Raw genomic sequence first — 17,629 nt, 5'->3', positions numbered from 1 at the left:
GCGGAAAACTTGCAAATTTTTGAGAAAAAATTTGTTTGCTCCGGTTTTCTTGGCCGATAAGCCTGCCGCGCCGCCGGCAAGTGTTTTTCAGGGCCAATTTGAGATACAATAGAGCTAGAGCGGTACCGCTTCCCTGCTCACAGGCAAAGGGCAATCGGTGTTAATCGAGGGCTGAATTGGAGCAAGAATCAAACGAGCGAGGGAGCTCGAGGGAAAATGCCGACCTCTGAGCACCGCCAGGTGCGAATGGGAGGCATCCGAGGGAGACCGAGCTCATCCCCAAATAGGGCTCCCCTGAAGCCCGCGATTAACACCGATTGCCGGGTTTGCAGTTGTTCAACGGCCTGAAGGCGATACCGCTCCGACTTTTGCACGGCAGGAGAGGGAAAGGATGCAAGCATTCACTCACTGGATTGAAATTGATCTGGATGCGCTGGTTTACAATTTCCATTCTATCAGACAAGCCTTGCCCGGCCACTTGAAAATCCTGGCAGTCGTCAAAGCAGATGGCTACGGCCTGGGAGGGGGTCCGGTGGCCAAACTGTTTGAAAATGAGGGGGTGGACATGCTGGGGGTGACGCACCTGGCGGAAGGGATCCTGCTCCGCCGGGAAGGGGTTACCGCGCCGGTTCTCTTGTTTGCCCCACTGCTGCCCCAGGAGGCTGGGGAGGCAGCCCGCTACCGGCTGACCCCCACCGTCGATTCCCTGGAGACGGCGCGGGCCCTGCAGGAGGCCCTGGCGCCCGGGCAGGTGCTAGATGTACATATTAAAATAGAGACCGGCATGGGGCGGACGGGACTGAAACCGGCGGAGGTACTTCCCTTCTGCCGGCGGCTTTTGGAGGAGTGCCCCGGCCTGCGCCTGGAGGGGCTGTATACCCATTTTGCCCGGCCCGCCCCCGGCGATACTTTTACCCAACAACAGCTGACCCTGTTTAAGACAGCCATTGAGTCACTCCAAGCAGCAGGCATCGAGATTCCCCTGAAACATGCTGCCGGCAGCACTGCCGCTCTGGTATTGCCGGAAGCCCATTTTGATATGGTGCGCCTCGGTACCGTCCTCTACGGGCAAAAGCCGCCGGCGGTGAGAAATTCCCTTTCCCTGCGGAACCCCTGGCAGCCTAAAGCCAGGATCCTCCATATCCAGGAACTCCCCAAAGGGGCCGGGGTGGGTTATGGCCGGGATTACCGCCTGAAAAAGGCCACTCGCATCGGCGTCATTCCTTACGGTTATGCCGACGGTTTGGGGGTAACGGCGGTGGCGCGGCCGAAAAACCTGGGTGATTTGATGAAGACTCTGGTTAAAACCGTTTTAGCTTATTGGGGCAAGGGACCCCAGGCCCTGGGGGTCAGAAGCGGGGAACACTGGCTGCCCATTGTGGGCCGCATCGGGATGCAGCTTTCCATGATTGAGATCGGTGACCTGCCCCTTAAGGAGAATGACATTGTGTCCGTTCCCCTGGGCAGGATCACTGCGAGCCCTGACCTGCCAAGGGTATACTTGCGGGAGGGACAAGTGGTGGCTGTACGAACCCCGGCCCGGCAGGCGGTGAGTCGTAATATTTGATCAAATGTTACATTTTTCTTAGAAGGAACTTTCGTTTTTGTCTTGAATATGTGTAGGGAGACTTGTGTCGGTGCTCTACTGGGATATTTTGTAAATAGAAGGGTGTGTTCTGGCCTTGCGCAAGAATCCAGTGCTCAAAGAAGCCACGATTCTGGTTGTGGATGACCAGGCCAGCGTGCGGCATTTGATTGCGGAGTTTCTTCGCACGGATACCCGCCGGGTAATCGCTGCCGAAAGCGGCCATCGAGCCCTGAGTTTAGTGGAGACTGAGGAGATCGATGTGGTGTTGCTGGATGTGCAAATGCCGGGAATGGACGGGCTAGCCACCTTGAAAGCCCTGCGAGCCAGAGGTTTTACCGGTAGAGTTGTCTTACTGACGGCGCATCATGAAAAAGAGTTCCTTGACCACTGCGCCGAACTCGGCGTTCACCATACCCTGGTCAAACCTTTCGACATTTTCGAGCTGAAGGAAGTGCTCCACGCTTCTTTGGCCGAGGAGCCTCGCAAGTTTTGTGCCTGCTGAGTTTTGTATTTCCGGCGGCCGGCACAGGAGGAATCCTGCTGTGGACAGAGAATACTGACATGGGGGAGGGATCCGGTTGCTCATTGAAACACGTGCGGTGGCAGCGGTGGTTTGTTCGCGGTGTGGACGTATTAGTTGGCACGTCCTTTCTTTGTTTTCCCTGGGAAAGGAGCAGGCTTTTACATGTGAGTGCGGCTTTCCCGTGCTGCAGGTAGTACGGAGGAACGCTAATTACTGGTTCCGGTATGAGTGTGCTTTTTGTCACAAGACCCACCTGCAGCCCTTTGCCAGGAAGGACATGCTTCGTCCCGCGGCGAAGGACCTGGTTTGCCAAGGAGGCGACCATATTGCCGGATCCGTCGGCCCGGAGGAACAGGTGGTGAACCGGGTCAAATCCCATCGCCGTTCCTTAACCCAGTTGGCGTTGGAAGTAGGTTCCCCCGACTACTTTGAGAATTGTCAAGTAATGCTAGGAATTCTGGAGAAACTATATGGGATGGCCGAGTTGGGAGAGCTGAATTGTCAATGCGGCAATCATAACCTGGAGCTGGAAATCTGTCCCGACCGGCTGGAGCTCCGCTGCCCTACCTGCGGTACGGAGCTGTTCATACCGGCCGTACTGCCGGAGGACCTGGAAAGATTCCTGCATCTACCGGGCATCGTCATGGGAGAGACGGGTCGTACCTGGCCCCAACCGCCGAAGCTGCGGCGCGGGAGGCCGCGAGTAAAAAGCCATACCAACAGTTAAGTTCTAGTAAGGGAAAGGAGTTTTTGTCTTGCCGTTCGTCACGCTGAAGGAACTAATGGAACAAGCCGAAGCGGGGAAATATGCGGTAGGAGCTTTTAACTGCAACAACATGGAAATCATTCAAGCCATCATCACTGCCGCAGAACAGGAAAGATCCCCTGTCATTGTCCAAGCCAGCCAAGGTGCCATCAAATACGCAGGCCTTTCTTACATTGTGGCCATGACCAGGGTCGCGGCGGAGGAGGCCGGCGTGCCCGTTTGCCTGCACCTGGACCATGGCACCAGCTTTGCTCAAGTGATGCAGTGTATCAGGCAGGGATTCAGTTCCGTCATGATCGACGGTTCGAAACTGCCTTTAGAGGAAAACATCCGGTTGACCAACCGGGTACTGGAAGTGGCCCGGGCCGTCGGCGTGTCCGTGGAAGCGGAACTGGGCAAAATCGGCGGCACGGAAGATGATATTTCCGTGAGCGATTGGGAAGCCTCCTTAACCGATCCGGAAGAAGCAAAATATTTCGTGGAACAAACGGGAGTGGATGCCCTGGCCGTCGCCATCGGCACCGCCCACGGGAGATATAAAGGGGTGCCGAAATTGGATTTTGCCCGCCTGGAGAAAATCCGGGCTTTAACTCAGGTGCCCATTGTGCTCCACGGTTCTTCCGGCGTTCCCGACGAGGCCATAAGACAAGCCGTGGCACTGGGTGTGCGCAAGATCAATATCGACACCAATATCCGGGAAGCCTTCGTCAAAGGGGTCAAAGAGGTCATCGCGAAAAACCCTGACGAAATCGACCCGCGCAAGATTCTCGGCCCGGCCAAAGAAGAAATGATCGCTATCATCAGGGAAAAGATTCGCCTCTTTGGTTCCAGCGGCCAGGCCTAGCATAGAGCCTTCTCCTCCGGGGGATGCTACCTTTGGAGGTGAACGGAAATGGGCCGGATTAAATGCCAGGTTGAAGAGTGTTATTACAATGCCAACCAGTATTGCCTGGCTGACGCCATTGAAGTGCGTTCCAGCGGCGATAACCTGGTTAATTCTTCCGACGGGACTGCTTGCGAAACCTTTCGACCGAAAAACAGCCGGAAAGGGGACAGGTAGCCGCATTTGTGCTTGAGATTACCAATCGGTGTTGACCGGAAACAGCCTTCCGGTTGACACCGATTTGAGTTTGTTTATAATCCCCGGGGAGGTGATAGCAGTGCGTTTGTTCTTGGACTCTGCCAATCTGGAGGAAATCCGCCGGGCTTGGGAACTGGGTGTCATCAGCGGGGTGACCACCAACCCGTCTCTCATTGCCAAGGAGGGCCGCAATTTTCAGGAAGTGGTGCAGGAAATTGCCGCCATCGTGGACGGGCCCATCAGCGCCGAAGTCGTCAGCACCACTGCCGAGGAAATGGTCCCGGAAGGGGAAGCGTTGGCCGCCATCCATCCCAATATTGTCATCAAAGTGCCCATGACGGCGGAAGGGCTGAAAGCCGTGGGCCGGTTCAGCCGGAAAAACATTAAGACCAATGTAACCCTGGTCTTTTCCCCCAACCAGGCCCTCCTGGCCGCCCTGGCCGGTGCCACTTATGTCAGCCCCTTCTTAGGCAGGTTGGACGATATCAGCCATGACGGCTTGTCTTTGATCGGGGAAATCGTCCAGATTTATGCCCAGCACGGTTTTGCCACGGAAGTTATTGCCGCCAGCATCCGCCACCCGCTCCATGTGTCCCAGGCGGCTTTGTTAGGCGCCGATATTGCCACCGTGCCCTATAAAGTGCTGGAACAGATGATTAAACACCCGCTGACGGATATCGGGATCGCCCGCTTCCTGGCCGATTGGGAGAAGGTAAAGAACAAGTAGTCGAACCGGAGGAAGTAGTAGATAGCGAGGGAGAGGTGGACTCAGTACATGGAGAGAGAACTGGCTTTAGAGTTTGCCCGGGTGACCGAGGCGGCAGCCCTGGCCGCCGCCCGCTGGATGGGGCTGGGCGATAAAAACGCCGCCGATCAAGCGGCCGTTTCGGCCATGCGGGCGGTGTTCGATACGGTGCATATTGACGGCGTGGTCGTCATCGGTGAAGGAGAAATGGACGAGGCGCCCATGCTCTACATCGGTGAAAGAGTAGGGACGGGAGAGGCCCCCGCGGTGGATGTGGCGGTGGATCCCCTGGAGGGGACCAACCTGGTGGCCAAGGGTTTGCCCGGCGCCATGGCCGTGGTAGCCGTGGCTCCCAGGGGGTGTTTGCTGCATGCACCGGATATGTACATGGATAAAATTGCCGTGGGGCCGAAAGCCAGGGGCCGCATTAGCCTGGATGCGCCTGTAGCGGAAAACCTGAAGGCCGTTGCCGGCGCCCTCGACAAAGACGTGCCGGACCTGACGGTGGTGATCTTGGACCGGCCGCGCCATGCCCAAATCATCGAAGAAGTACGCTGCGCCGGTGCCAGGATCCAGCTCATTTCCGACGGGGACGTGGCTCCGGCAGTGGCTACGGCTTTTGAGGATTCGGGCATCGATATGATGATCGGCATCGGGGGTGCCCCCGAAGGAGTGCTGGCCGCGGCCGCTTTGAAAGCTTTGGGAGGAGAACTGCAGGGACGCCTAGTGCCTTCAGACCCGGCGGAAGAGGAACGGGCCAGGCAGATGGGGCTGGAGGATCCCCGCCAGCTCTTGACCTTGGATGATTTAGTGAAAACCGATGACGTTATTTTTGCCGCCACCGGCATTACCACCGGGAGCCTCCTGCGGGGTGTCCGCTTTACCGCCGGCGGTGCGGTCACTCACACCGTGGTCCTGCGGGGCTTGACCGGTACCATGCGGTTCATTGAGGCCCGGCACCGTTTTGACAAGAAACCCACTTGGCGCCGGCTCTGCGGCGACGGAAAATAACTGTACATGTTGACGTGATTGTCTGCCGGTGGTATACTGGTATATATCCAGACAACAGCCTTCTTCTCTCCGGAAGAAGGCTTTTATCCTTGCCCCAAGCCTTCCCTTTGCCCTGTAGCCCTCCATTGTCCCATAATTTATCAGGCAATTCTAAGCTTTCTCCAAACACATGCTCCCAAATATCTTTAAGGAGGTTTTCTTGTTGAACGCTGCAGAACTAGAGAGCAAAACCATGGTCGAACTCTATGCCCTGGCACGGGAAATAGGGCTGACCGGTTATTCCAAACTGCGCAAGCAGGAATTGATTTTTGAGATCTTGAAGAAACAGACTGAGGCAGACGGGCACTTGCTGGCCCAAGGGGTTTTGGAGATATTGCCTGACGGCTACGGGTTCTTGCGGCCTTTTACTTATCTCCCCAGTGACGATGACATCTATGTTTCCCCTTCCCAGATCCGCCGGTTTGATTTGCGCACCGGGGACCTGGTGTCCGGTTTGGTGCGCCCGCCCAAGGAGGGAGAACGGTATTTCGCCCTCTTGCGGGTACAGAAAGTCAACGGTTTGGATCCCGAACTTTCGCCCCAGAGGCTGCACTTTGACGGGCTCACTCCCATTTACCCCCAGGAGAGGCTGACCCTGGAGTGCCCGCAGCTTTCCGAAGAACATAATATCTCGGCCCGGATCATTGATTTAATCGATCCCATCGGCAAAGGGCAGCGGGGTTTAATCGTGGCGCCCCCCAAGGCGGGCAAGACCACCCTCTTAGTGAACGTGGCCAACAGCATCACCGCCAACTATCCTGATATCTACCTGATCGTCCTGCTCATTGACGAGAGACCGGAGGAAGTGACGGATATCGAGAGATCCGTCAAGGGAGAAGTCGTCGCCTCGACTTTTGACGAACTGCCGGAAAACCACGTCAAAGTGGCGGATATGGTGCTGGAGAGGGCTAAAAGGCTGGTGGAACACAAGAAAGATGTGGTGGTGCTCATGGACAGCCTGACCAGGCTGGCCCGGGCCCAAAACCTGGTCATCCCGCCCAGCGGCCGCACTTTGTCCGGGGGCGTGGACCCGGCGGCCTTGCACAAGCCGAAACGGTTTTTCGGGGCCGCCAGGAACGTGGAGGAAGGCGGGAGTCTCACCATCCTGGCCACGGCTCTGGTGGACACCGGCAGCCGCATGGACGATGTGATCTTTGAAGAATTTAAAGGCACCGGCAACATGGAATTGATCCTGGACCGGAAACTGGCGGAACGGCGGATTTTCCCTGCCATTGACGTGAAACGCTCCGGCACCAGGCGGGAGGAGCTTCTTCTTTCCAGGGAAGAATTGGACCTCATCTGGCATTTCCGCCGGGTGACCAGCAACATGAACAATGTGGAAGTCATGGAAATGCTCATCGACGCCATGAAAAAGACCCGCACCAACGCGGATCTGATCAGGGCCCTGCCTCATTTCTTTCCCGAAGTCTAATAATGAATATTTTGCTCACCTCTAGGCAAGAATAGTAGCTGGACTTGGAAGAAAAATATTCCAAGTAAGGCAAAATGGGGTGAGTATTTTGTTTGCGCAAATAAACACAAGGCTGCGGCACGGGTTGGCGGCGGTGTTGTTGACTTTATTCCTGCTCCTGCCGGCACCGGTGGCAGCCGAGTACCAGGATTCCTGGATGTGGCGGTTGGAAATGGACCGCCTGACTCAGGAAGCCCTCGTGATGAAAGCCCAGACCCAAGGACAGCTTTATCGAGTGCAGAAGGGGGATACCCTCTGGGGGCTGTCCCGCAGGCTGGGCACGGATTTGGAATTGCTGGCGGCCATGAATTACCTGGCTCCGGGTGACACCATCTACGCCGGGCAATACTTGAGGCTCCCCGTGGAACCGGATAAGACCTATCAGGTCCGCCCGGGAGACACTCTTTGGGGGATTGCCAGGCGGTTTGACGTGGACGTGAAAACTTTGATGGTGGCCAACCGGATTACGAAACCGGAAACACTGCAGGTAGGCAGGATTTTGACCATACCCGGTTCGCCCTGGTCCTGGGCGGTGCAAACCCGCGGCAGCCAGGTGGCCCGGGCCAAAGAAGGAGAATTGTACTGGCCCGTTAACGGCCCCATTACCTCTCCCTACGGTCCCAGGGGTAAGGAGTTCCACCATGGTTTGGACATTGCCGCCAAAAAGGGGACACCCGTGCGGGCGGCCCAGGCGGGGGTAGTCCGTTTCAGCGGTTATAAGAACGGTTATTACGGCAATGCGGTGGAAATCCTCCATGACAACGGCCTGGTCACCGTTTACGGTCACCATTCCAAGAACCTGGTGAAAAAAGGCCAGCGGGTCGCGGCCGGCCAAATCATCGCCGAGGTTGGCAGCACCGGCCGGGCCACCGGTCCTCATGTGCATTTTGAAGTATGGGTCAACGGCAAGACCGTGGATCCCCTCCTGTATCTCAAATAAACTGAAAGCCCGGCTCGGCACCGGGCTTTTTTGGCTATTCAAATACGGCGTCCTGCAGGGCGTTGATTTCCGTTACGTTCTGGGCTACGACACCTTCCAACTCGAAAATCCGGCCGTTGAGCTTGTCCAGTTTACCTTCGATGATGCCGTGGGCTCTTTCATTTTCCCGGCGGAACTGGTGAAATTCTGCGGCATGGTGATCAAACTTCTTATCTAGTTGATCCATGCGCGCTTCCAGCCGGTTAAACCGTTCGTTGGTGTCGGCTTCAAACCGGTCCATGCGTGCTTCCAACTCATTAAACCGCTTGGCCGTCATGGTGGCTACCAGGTCAATCCGGTTGGTCAGCACTTCAATGTCCTGCTTAATACCCTGGATTTCGGCCAGAATCCGTTGCAGGAGCTCCTCCAACCCAAAACACCTCCCCGACCTCCGTTTTAACAGCCAGTTAATAATTCGACTTGGCCCGGGAAAAACCTTTTGCCGGGAGTTGAAAAAATCCGGGCCGGATTTATTGTCAAGCACCGGAGTCTATGGTATAATTACAGCTGTTGTATTTTACCCTGGTGATGGAAAAAGCGAGGTGATTACGGTGAAGGAAGGTATTCACCCGAAAGTTTACAAAACAACAATTACCTGTGCTTGTGGCAATGTCATTGACACCATTTCCACCAAGCAGGATATCCGGGTGGAAATCTGCTCCGCCTGCCATCCCTTCTACACGGGAGTGCGCACACGGGTAGTGGAAAAGGGCGGCCGGGTGGAACGGTTCAGGAAAAAATACGGTATCTAATCCAGGTGGAAATAGCGGCTGCAAAAAGCTGCTATTTTTATATTTAGAGGTGAGGCTTGTTGCATTTTCCCGTTTTTCTGGCGGTAGCCGCCGGGGGCGCCGCGGGTGCTTTGGCCAGGTATTATTTTTCCGCCTGGCTGATGAGCCAAAGCGCCGGGCCATTCCCGTTAGGGACCTTTGCGGTAAATGTGTTAGGCTGCTTGCTCATTGGCTTTCTGTACCCTCTAGGAGACAGTTTATCCCCCGAGGGCAAGGCCTTGTTAACCAGCGGCTTCCTGGGTGCCTTTACTACTTTTTCCACGTTTAGTTTGGAAATATGGACCCTTTGGGCCGGTAAGCAGCCCCTGACCGGCTGCGGTTACCTGGCGGCAAGCCTGGTTTGCGGGATACTGTCGGTTTTGCTGGGAATCAGGCTCGGGAACTTGTTCCTTTTACGTTAGTTTCCGGGAAACTATGCATCGTTTATGTGGTGTGATATAATACCATTTAGCTCACGTTAATCGTAAAGTAAGATAGTAGTCTTAATGCTGTTCAAAGAAGGTGTAGAGCATGCTGGAAAAGTTACAAGCCATTGAAGATAAATATGAAGAGTTGGCCCGGTTATTATCCGATCCCGCCGTCATCGCCGACCAGGCCGAATACCAGAAACATGCCAAGGCCCATGCCGCTTTGACGGAAATCGTCACCGCTTTCCGGGACTACAAAGGAGTGCTGGCGGATCTCGAGGGGGCCAAGGAAATCCTTGAGGAAGAACAGGACAAGGAGTTAAGAGAGCTGGCCGCCCAAGAGGTGGATGAACTGACCCGGCGGAAGGAAGAGTTGGAGCATCAACTAAAGATCCTGCTTTTGCCCAAAGACCCCAACGACGACAAGAACGTGATCATGGAAATCCGGGCCGGTACCGGCGGGGAAGAAGCGGCTCTCTTTGCCGGGGACCTGTTCCGGATGTACAGCCGGTACGTGGAACGCAGGAACTGGAAGCTGGAAATCCTCAGCCAAAACCCCACGGACATCGGGGGCTATAAGGAGATCATCTTCCAGGTTTCCGGGCATGGAGCCTACAGCCGTTTGAAGTTCGAAAGCGGTGTTCACCGGGTCCAGCGGGTGCCCGTGACGGAAGCCCAGGGGCGCATTCATACCTCCGCTGCCACGGTGGCGGTCCTGCCGGAAGCGGAAGAAGTGGATGTAGACATTGACCCCAACGACCTGCGCATCGATGTGTTCTGCTCCAGCGGCCCGGGAGGACAATCCGTCAACACCACCCAGTCGGCGGTGCGGATTACTCACTTGCCCACCGGGATTGTGGTATCCTGCCAGGATGAAAAATCACAGCATAAAAATAAAGACAAGGCGATGAAGATCTTGCGGGCGCGCCTCTTGGATATTGCCGTGGCCAAGCAGCAAGGCGAACTGCGGGAAGCCAGGAAGAGCATGATTGGTACCGGGGACCGGAGTGAACGGATCCGGACCTACAATTTCCCGCAAAACCGGGTGACCGATCACCGCATCGGCCTGACTCTCCACAAGTTGGATGCCGTCATGGACGGGGATCTGGGGGAAATCATCGAAGCCCTGGTGACTACGGAACAAGCGGAAAAACTGAAAAATGTCAATGCATAATCCTTTCAGTACAAAACCGCCGGTGATTCGTGATGCCCTGCTCCAGGCGGTTAAATTTTTAAGAAACGCGGGCATCCCCCAGCCCCGGCTGGAAGCGGAATTGCTGCTGGCCCATGTGCTCGAGGAAAACACAGTCCGGATTATCACCCATGATGCGCGGTATCTAACGCCGGACCAGTGGGAAGTTTATCAACAGGTGGTGCGGCGGAGGGGGAGCGGGTACCCCTTGCAGTATCTTACCGGCAAGCAGGAATTCATGTCCCTGGAGTTTAAAGTGACTCCTCATGTGCTGATTCCCAGAAGCGATACGGAAGTCCTGGTGGAAAAAGTCCTGGCACTGAAAGGGGAATTCTGCGCCGGCGGGACTTGCCGGATTGTGGACGTGGGCACGGGAAGCGGCGCTATTGCCGTTAGCCTAGCCTACTACTGGCCGGAAGCCCGGGTGACGGGGGTGGACATTTCCCCCGCCGCTTTGGCCGTGGCCCGGGAAAACGCCCGCCGCCACCAGGTGCAGGTGGAATGGGTGTTAGGGGATTTGCTCACCCCTTTTTTAGATACGCCCGGGCAGTTCGACATCATTGCCGGCAATCCTCCGTACATCCCTTCGGCGGGCATGGCCGCTTTGCCGCGGGAGGTGCAGCATGAGCCGGCTGTAGCCCTGGACGGGGGTTCCGACGGCCTGGCCTATTACCGCCGGCTCAGCCGGCAAGCGTCCCGGTGCCTGAAGCCGGGCGGCTTTCTGGCTTTGGAAATCGGTTGGGACCAGGGGGAACCGGTCCGGCGAATATTTGAGGAAGTGGGTTTTCAGGCAGTGGCGGTGCACCGGGATTATGCCGGGCGGGACCGGGTGGTGACCGGGCGCCGCCCGGGTGACGGCTCAGGCCCTGTCGCTGGGAGAAAGGAGGGCGATCCCTGTTGACCTGGCAGCTGTTCTTAACCTTTTTCAAGATCGGCGGTTTCACCATCGGGGGCGGTTATGTCATGCTCCCTTTGATTGAAAGAGAAGTAGTGACCAACAAAGGCTGGGTGTCGGAAGAAGAGTTCCTTGACATGATCGCCCTGGCCCAGTCGGCGCCGGGGGTCATTGCCGTGAATTCCGCCCTGGTGATCGGCTACAAGGTACGGGGTTTCCGGGGGGCGGCCGCGGCGGTGCTGGGGGCCATCCTGCCTTCGTTTTTCATCATTCTCTTGATTGCCCGGTTTTACCGGCTGTTCCGGGAAATGCAGGCCGTGGAAGCCTTCATGACCGGGGCCGCTCCGGTGGTGGTGGCTCTTTTGCTGTATGCTGCTTTTTCCACGGGTAAGAAAGCGGCCAAGGACCGGAGGGGATTGCTGATCTGCCTGGCCGCCTTTGCGGTGAGCCTGTTCTTTCATTATTTCCCCGTGGTTTCCTTGAGCCCCATTACCCTCATCCTGCTGGGAGGGCTGGCAGGTTATTTGTTCTATTACCGTCCGGAACAGAAAAGAGGTGACCGGGAAATTTGATCCTAGCGGAGATTTTTTGGACCTTTTTTAAGATCGGGGCTTTTTCCTTCGGCGGCGGCTATGCCATGATTCCTCTCATTACCCGGGAATTAGTGCATCACCACCGCTGGGTCACCATGGAGCAATTGGTGGATATGATTACAGTCTCCCAGATGACGCCGGGGCCTTTTGCCATCAATATCGCTACTTTTGCCGGCTACAACGTGGCCGGGGTGGCGGGCTCGACGGTGGCCACCCTCGGGGTAGTGACGCCTGCTGCTTTAATCCTGGTCATCGGGGTAACATATTTTCTCAAGCACCACGATCATCCCGTGGTGCAGGCGGTCCTGAAAGGGATTCGCCCGGTCATCGTTGCCCTCATTGCCTATGCGGGCTTTAACCTGGCCCAGGGAGTGATGACGGGGCCGGTGCCGGTTATGGTGTGCCTGGCGGCACTCCTGGCCTCCCACTACTGGCGGGTCCACCCCATTCTCGCTTTGAGCGCCGGGGGGATCCTGGGCCTGGTGCTCTATTTCCTTTAACAGGCGGGCATCTTGTGCTTGCTCCCACAAGGTTTTCCTTGGATGCGACGGCGAGCCGGATGTCCTGGGTCGTTTGACGGCGGCCTTCAATTTGGGACAAAGCATCCATAAGAAAATATTAAAAATTCAGAATATTACTTAAATTATCAACTGTATTGCCGGTTTGGGCCCGGAAATATAGATTGACAGAGCCACTGAGGCATGTTACTATCAAAACCGTAGTATCTTTAAAATGGGGGGGAAGTTTTGTTTTTCTAAACCGGTTGAACCCGATTTCAACCGTGCTTCTTTCGTTGCTCGCGTTTTCCGTTAGGAAAATGCTTTAACCATATGTATCATGGGTACGGCTTCCACGCCGGCGTTGGAAGCCTTGCAGTGGTTTAGGTGACGTACTGGGGAGAGGCAGGAGGGTTGTACCTGCATCTCGAGGGTGCGGTAAGGAAAACTAGAAAGAGGGTTGATCATGTTCTTGGCTGCGATCTTATTGCCTTTTGTGGCCGTACTTGTCGTGCCGTGGTTAGTGCCGGTGTTCAAACGTAAAGCAGGCTGGGTTATCTCCCTGATACCCCTTGGCTTGTTTCTTTACTTTGCCGGTTACCTGCCCCAGGTAGCGGCCGGGACACCGGTACAGGTCGATTATGCCTGGGTTTCCAGGCTGGGCATTGATTTTTCCATTTATCTTGACGGTTTGGCCTTGTTGTTTGTTTTATTGATAACCGGTATTGGTTTTTTCGTGGTTACATATTCCACCGGTTATTTGGGTGAGCAGGAGAACCTGGTGAATTTCTATTCATTTATTTTACTCTTCATGGGTTCCATGCTGGGGGTCGTGACCACCGGCAACCTGCTGGTCATCTATATCTTCTGGGAACTTACCAGTGTCTCGTCTTTCCTCCTTATCGGCTACTGGTTTCACCGGGAGGAATCCCGCTACGGTGCCCTTAAATCCATGCTGATCACCGTCTTTGGCGGGCTGGCCATGCTGGCCGGTTTTATCATGATTTACCTGATGACAGGTTCCTTTGAGCTCAGGGAAATCATGGCCCAAGGTGGAAACCTGGCATCCCATCCCTATTATTTACCGGCTTTAATTCTAGTGCTGCTTGGTGCCTTTACCAAGTCCGCCCAGTTTCCGTTCCATATCTGGCTGCCTAACGCGATGGAAGCGCCTACTCCAGTCAGTGCCTATCTTCACTCCGCCACCATGGTGAAAGCAGGGCTTTACCTGTTGGCTCGTCTCACTCCCGTATTGGGAGGAACTCCCGCGTGGTTTTATCTCGTCAGCGGTGTCGGTTTGCTGACTCTCTGTTACGGTTCCTTTATGGCCGTACGGCAGACGGACTTGAAAGCTTTACTGGCCTTTTCCACCATCAGCCAGTTAGGCCTGGTGACCGCCCTGTTCGGTTTTTCCACCAAATTGGCTTTGGCGGCGGCTGCTTTTCACATCTTTAACCACGCCACCTTTAAGGGGGCCCTCTTCATGGTGGTGGGTATCGTTGACCATGAGACCGGCACCAGGGACATCAGGCAGTTGCGCGGGTTGAGGCACAGCATGCCGGTGACGGCGCTGGTGGCCGGGGTGACCGCGTTCTCCATGGCCGGTATCCCGCTTCTAAGCGGTTTCGTCTCCAAGGAGATGTTCTTTTCCGCCAGCCTGGCCCTGCCGGCCGGAGGAGTGGCCGGGTGGCTCTTCCCCCTCATGGCCGTATTCGGCAGCATTTTCACTTTCCTTTATTCGATGATGCTGGTCTTCAATGTGTTTGGCGGCGAACCTATGGAAAGAGGAGGGCATCACCACGGTGATCCCTGGCAGATGCTCTGGCCCCCGGTGGTTTTGGCTGCCGTGAACATTGTGGTGGGTCTTTTCCCCGGCCTGGTGGAGCGCCTCATTGTTAACCCGGCGGCCACAGGCAGCCTGGGACAGCCTGTCTCCGAACACCTGGCCCTCTGGCATGGGTTCAACCTGCCGCTGTTGATGAGTGCCCTGGTGATCCTGTGCGGTTTCCTGTTCTTCACGCGGCAGCAGAGCGTGGTGGCTTTCGTGGAGGGGGTGCAGAATCACCGGTTTAACTTAAATGTCCTCTACGATCGTTCCCTGGTCTGGTTGAATAACTCCGCCACCTGGATTACGAAAGTACAAATGACCGGCTTCTTACGAGATTACCTGGTCTTTATCTTCCTCTGGTTTGTCCTGTCGGTGGGCGGGACGCTGATCTATAAAGGAGGCCTCAATTTGGCCACCCTGGATTTATCCCCCGTCGGGCCCTATGAAATCGTGCTGGCCCTGGTCCTGATCGGGGCGGCCCTGGGCGTGGTGCTGTTACCGACAAGGCTGGCGGCCATTTTATCCTTGTCCGGGGCGGGTGCGGTGGTCTTCCTGTTCTGGGTGAATCTGCGGGCCCCCGACCTGGCACTCACGCAAATTATTGTGGAAACGGTGTCCACGGTGTTGTTCCTGCTGGCTTTTGCCCACCTGCCGGAACTGAAGAAAGAAACGCCATCCGGGTCGGAGAAACTCGTCAACATCCTGGTGGCGGGAGCCAGCGGCCTTCTGGTTACTTTGTTGATGCTTTCCGGCAACGCCACCGGCTTATTCGACCCGGTCATCGCTGATTATTACTTACAGCAGTCCCTGCCTTTAGGCGGCGGCCACAACGTGGTGAACGTGGTGCTGGTGGATTTCCGGGGCTTTGATACCATGGGCGAGATTACGGTGATCTCCATTGCGGCCTTGTCAGTGTATGCGCTGATTAAATTGCGGCTGGGAAAGAGAGGTAGTGCCAAATGAGGCAAGTGAGGATGGAAAGTATAATCTTCCAAGCCATTGCCCGCCAAGCTCTTTACGTGGTGATGATTTTCTCCCTGTTTCTTTTGGGCCGGGGGCATAATGAGCCCGGCGGGGGATTTATCGGCGGGCTCATGACGGCGGCCGCCATCGTGATCCAGTACCTGGCCTTTAACCTGGAAGCGGTGAAAAAAGCCCTCCCCTTTGACGGTTTGAAACTGGTGGCCCTGGGTTTGACCTGCGCCGTGGGGACGGGCCTGGCCACCATGTTTGCTTACGGCATTTTCATGGATCATGTTTTTGCCCATGTGCACCTGCCGTTTTTCGGGGACCTGGAACTGACCACTGCCTTCGTATTTGACTTGGGCGTGTACCTGGTGGTGGTTGGCGGCATCATCACCATCATCACCGCCATAGGGGAGGAGAAATAAATGGAACTGTTGATGTCGATTGTCATCGGGATACTGTTCGCGCTGGGTATTTATCTCTTGCTTTGCCGGAATATGATGCGGGTGGTCTTGGGGACGGCTTTAATCAGCCACGGCACCAACTTGATGCTTTTGACTTCCGGGCGGCTGAAACGGGGAATTTCGCCTTTCATTCCTGCCGACGGCAGCACCGCGGCGGCTTTCACCGACCCGATTCCCCAAGCCTTGATCCTGACGGCGATTGTGATTAGTTTCGGTACTTCCGCTTTCCTGGTGGCGATGGCTTATCGCTCCTACCAAGAACTGGGTACCGTAGATTTGAATGAGGTAAGGGGCGTGGAAGATGAATAACAATCTCATTGTCTTACCGGTAGTGATCCCGATGGTAGCCGCTATCCTGGCTGTGTTCGGCTACCGTTCCCGCCAGTGGCAGAAAATCATTGTCGGCATCGGCATGGCATTAAACTTAATTATAGCTTTGACCATCGTGCAAGCTACTTACCAAAACGGGGTCATCGTACTTCCCGTGGGCGCCTTCCCGCCGCCTTTCTCCATCGTTTTGGCAGCGGACGTGTTCTCCGGCATTATGCTGGTATTAGCCGGCATCGTGGCTTTCGTGACCCTGTACTATTCCTTCCTCACCATTGATGCCGGGCGGGAGAGCCATTTCTACTATCCCTTGTTTGCCTTGCAAATGATGGGTATTAACGGCGCTTTTGTGACGGGGGATATTTTCAACTTGTTCGTGTTTTTCGAGATCCTGCTCATTTCTTCTTATATCTTGCTGGTCTTGGGAGGAGAACCGTACCAACTGCAAGAAGGCTTCAAGTATATCATTTTGAATATGCTGTCCGGTACCGTCTTTTTAATCGGGGTGGCGGTGCTCTATTCCGTCGTCGGTACCCTCAACATGGCTGATATCGCCTTGAAAGTGGCGGAGGCGCCGCAAAAAGGATTACTCACGGCGGTAGGCATGACCTTCCTGGTGGTGTTCGGGATGAAAGGGGCCTTGTTCCCCATGTACTTCTGGCTGCCCCGTTCCTACTTCGCGCCGCCCGATGCCATTGCCGCGTTGTTCGGTGCTCTTCTGACCAAGGTGGGGATTTACGCCACCATCCGGATGTTCACTTTGATCTTTAACTATGATCCGAGCTTCATGCATTACATCATCCTGGTCATTGCCGGTTTCACCATGTTCCTGGGCGTCTTGGGGGCTTTGTCCCAGATGGATTTTAAACGGATCCTGTCCTACCATATTATCAGCCAGGTAGGCTACATGGTGATGGGGCTCGGCATTTTCACCCCCCTGGGCATCGTGGGAGCCATCTTCTATATCATCCACCACATCCTGGTGAAGTCGGGGCTCTTCCTCTGCGCCGGGGTGGCTTCGGAAGTGCTGGGCAGCACCCACCTGAAACGGTTAGGCGGCTTGGCCAAGACCAATGCAGGCATCGGTTGGATTTTCCTGATCCTGGCCTTGTCCCTGGCCGGGGTACCGCCCTTCAGCGGCTTTTTCAGCAAGTTCGTCTTGATCCAGGCCGGTATGGAAGCACAAAGATGGGGCATTGTCATCGTGAGTCTCATTGTCAGTTTCCTGACCTTGTTCTCCATGATGAAGATCTGGCGGTTTGCTTTCTGGGGGACCACTCCTCAAGGAGCCAAACCGGTGACCGGGGCTCGATACTGGAAGCTTCTGCCCCCGCCGGCCATCCTGGCCCTCTGCACCATCGTCATCGGTTTGAATGCGGAGTTTTTCCTGCAGTACGTTGATGTGGCGGCGGAACAGCTGATGCATCCGGAAATCTATATCCAGGCTGTCCTGGGACAGTAATTTA

At 55.6% G+C, this 17,629-nt stretch carries 20 protein-coding genes; 19 read left to right on the top strand and 1 reads right to left on the bottom strand.

Annotated features, from left to right (window positions below; all coding sequences use genetic code 11):
* Positions 1-391 precede the first annotated feature (391 nt).
* The 9 genes from alr (at position 392) to GXX34_06220 (ending at position 8,164) form a co-directional block, all read left to right on the top strand.
* On the top strand, positions 392-1,567 hold the full coding sequence (alr, locus tag GXX34_06260) for an alanine racemase (protein HHW07123.1): 1,176 nt from the start codon (positions 392-394) through the stop codon (positions 1,565-1,567).
* Between the two features lie 115 nt (positions 1,568-1,682).
* Positions 1,683-2,090, top strand: a complete 408-nt coding sequence (locus GXX34_06255; protein HHW07122.1) for a response regulator — start codon at positions 1,683-1,685, stop codon at positions 2,088-2,090.
* 202 nt (positions 2,091-2,292) lie between these two features.
* A complete protein-coding gene (locus GXX34_06250; GenBank protein HHW07121.1) occupies positions 2,293-2,838 on the top strand; it encodes a hypothetical protein in 546 nt (181 codons plus the stop codon).
* Between the two features lie 28 nt (positions 2,839-2,866).
* On the top strand, positions 2,867-3,721 hold the full coding sequence (locus tag GXX34_06245; GenBank protein ID HHW07120.1) for a class II fructose-1,6-bisphosphate aldolase: 855 nt from the start codon (positions 2,867-2,869) through the stop codon (positions 3,719-3,721).
* Positions 3,722-3,769: 48 nt separating this feature from the next.
* A complete protein-coding gene (locus GXX34_06240; protein ID HHW07119.1) occupies positions 3,770-3,937 on the top strand; it encodes a DUF1540 domain-containing protein in 168 nt (55 codons plus the stop codon).
* 100 nt (positions 3,938-4,037) lie between these two features.
* Positions 4,038-4,685, top strand: a complete 648-nt coding sequence (gene fsa, locus GXX34_06235; GenBank protein HHW07118.1) for a fructose-6-phosphate aldolase — start codon at positions 4,038-4,040, stop codon at positions 4,683-4,685.
* A 48-nt stretch (positions 4,686-4,733) separates the two neighbouring features.
* Positions 4,734-5,714: a class II fructose-bisphosphatase gene (gene glpX / locus GXX34_06230; GenBank protein HHW07117.1), complete on the top strand. Its 981-nt coding sequence runs from the start codon at positions 4,734-4,736 to the stop codon at positions 5,712-5,714.
* A 202-nt stretch (positions 5,715-5,916) separates the two neighbouring features.
* Entirely contained in the window at positions 5,917-7,185 is a 1,269-nt protein-coding gene (locus GXX34_06225; GenBank protein HHW07116.1) for a transcription termination factor Rho, read from the top strand.
* Positions 7,186-7,264: 79 nt separating this feature from the next.
* The gene (locus GXX34_06220; protein HHW07115.1) at positions 7,265-8,164 is read left to right on the top strand and encodes a M23 family metallopeptidase; all 900 of its coding nucleotides are present in this window, start codon (positions 7,265-7,267) and stop codon (positions 8,162-8,164) included.
* 34 nt (positions 8,165-8,198) lie between these two features.
* Here GXX34_06220 and GXX34_06215 read toward each other — a convergent pair whose 3' ends face one another.
* On the bottom strand, positions 8,199-8,573 hold the full coding sequence (locus GXX34_06215) for a hypothetical protein (protein HHW07114.1): 375 nt from the start codon (positions 8,571-8,573) through the stop codon (positions 8,199-8,201).
* 181 nt (positions 8,574-8,754) lie between these two features.
* On the opposite strand from GXX34_06215, the gene rpmE reads away from it, so the two are divergent.
* The 10 genes from rpmE to GXX34_06165 all read left to right on the top strand — a co-directional run bounded on the left by rpmE (position 8,755) and on the right by GXX34_06165 (position 17,625).
* Complete coding sequence (gene rpmE / locus GXX34_06210) at positions 8,755-8,955, top strand: 50S ribosomal protein L31 (GenBank protein ID HHW07113.1); 201 nt, start codon at positions 8,755-8,757, stop codon at positions 8,953-8,955.
* A gap of 59 nt (positions 8,956-9,014) precedes the next feature.
* Positions 9,015-9,395 (top strand): fluoride efflux transporter CrcB, encoded by a 381-nt coding sequence (gene crcB / locus GXX34_06205; GenBank protein ID HHW07112.1) that lies wholly within the window; start codon positions 9,015-9,017, stop codon positions 9,393-9,395.
* Between the two features lie 109 nt (positions 9,396-9,504).
* Positions 9,505-10,575 carry a peptide chain release factor 1 gene (prfA, locus tag GXX34_06200; protein ID HHW07111.1) on the top strand — a complete coding sequence of 357 codons (1,071 nt, stop codon included), beginning with the start codon at positions 9,505-9,507 and terminating at the stop codon, positions 10,573-10,575.
* Positions 10,568-11,494, top strand: a complete 927-nt coding sequence (prmC, locus tag GXX34_06195; GenBank protein ID HHW07110.1) for a peptide chain release factor N(5)-glutamine methyltransferase — start codon at positions 10,568-10,570, stop codon at positions 11,492-11,494. The genes prfA and prmC overlap by 8 nt, the downstream gene beginning before the upstream one ends.
* Positions 11,488-12,060, top strand: a complete 573-nt coding sequence (locus GXX34_06190; GenBank protein ID HHW07109.1) for a chromate transporter — start codon at positions 11,488-11,490, stop codon at positions 12,058-12,060. Before prmC ends, GXX34_06190 begins: the two co-directional genes overlap by 7 nt.
* Positions 12,057-12,581: a chromate transporter gene (locus GXX34_06185; protein ID HHW07108.1), complete on the top strand. Its 525-nt coding sequence runs from the start codon at positions 12,057-12,059 to the stop codon at positions 12,579-12,581. The genes GXX34_06190 and GXX34_06185 overlap by 4 nt, the downstream gene beginning before the upstream one ends.
* Before the next feature lie 463 nt (positions 12,582-13,044).
* Positions 13,045-15,369 (top strand): DUF4040 domain-containing protein, encoded by a 2,325-nt coding sequence (locus tag GXX34_06180; GenBank protein ID HHW07107.1) that lies wholly within the window; start codon positions 13,045-13,047, stop codon positions 15,367-15,369.
* Positions 15,366-15,797 (top strand): Na(+)/H(+) antiporter subunit B, encoded by a 432-nt coding sequence (locus GXX34_06175; GenBank protein HHW07106.1) that lies wholly within the window; start codon positions 15,366-15,368, stop codon positions 15,795-15,797. The genes GXX34_06180 and GXX34_06175 overlap by 4 nt, the downstream gene beginning before the upstream one ends.
* Entirely contained in the window at positions 15,798-16,145 is a 348-nt protein-coding gene (locus GXX34_06170) for a Na(+)/H(+) antiporter subunit C (protein ID HHW07105.1), read from the top strand.
* The gene (locus GXX34_06165) at positions 16,138-17,625 is read left to right on the top strand and encodes a Na+/H+ antiporter subunit D (protein HHW07104.1); all 1,488 of its coding nucleotides are present in this window, start codon (positions 16,138-16,140) and stop codon (positions 17,623-17,625) included. Before GXX34_06170 ends, GXX34_06165 begins: the two co-directional genes overlap by 8 nt.
* The last annotated feature ends 4 nt before the right edge of the window (positions 17,626-17,629 follow it).

The sequence above is a fragment of the Clostridia bacterium genome (assembly GCA_012840125.1).
Lineage (GTDB): Bacteria > Bacillota > DULZ01 > DULZ01 > DULZ01 > DULZ01.
Note: the sequence above shows the minus strand (reverse complement) of the source record. Positions and strands in the feature narration are given on the sequence as shown.